Here is a 263-nt window from a genome sequence, read left to right as displayed (position 1 = left end):
TGTCGGCCGAAAGCGGCCTGGGCACGTTTCGCGACAAGGACGGGCTCTGGACCAAGTATGACCTGGCCGAGGTCGCCACCCCCGAAGGCTTCGCCGCCAATCCCGCCCTTGTTCATGGCTTCTACAACGCGCGGCGCGCCAATTGCCTCGATGCCCGGCCGAACGCCGCCCACGCGGCGCTCGCGGCGCTGCAACGGCAGGCCGAGGTCACCCTCGTGACCCAGAATGTGGACGACCTGCTGGAACGGGCGGGCGCGCGCGAC

The 263-nt window shown here is 70.0% G+C and carries 1 protein-coding gene; it reads left to right on the top strand.

What is annotated here, in order from left to right; genetic code table 11:
* Positions 1-263: Sir2 family NAD-dependent protein deacetylase (locus E0702_RS17770; RefSeq protein WP_306766942.1), on the top strand; the 263-nt coding region annotated here is incomplete at both ends.

Origin of the sequence: Halomonas marinisediminis (assembly GCF_004347715.1) — a bacterium.
Classification (GTDB): Bacteria; Pseudomonadota; Gammaproteobacteria; order Pseudomonadales; family Halomonadaceae; genus Halomonas; species Halomonas icarae.
This window is presented reverse-complemented; position numbering and strand designations above follow the sequence as displayed.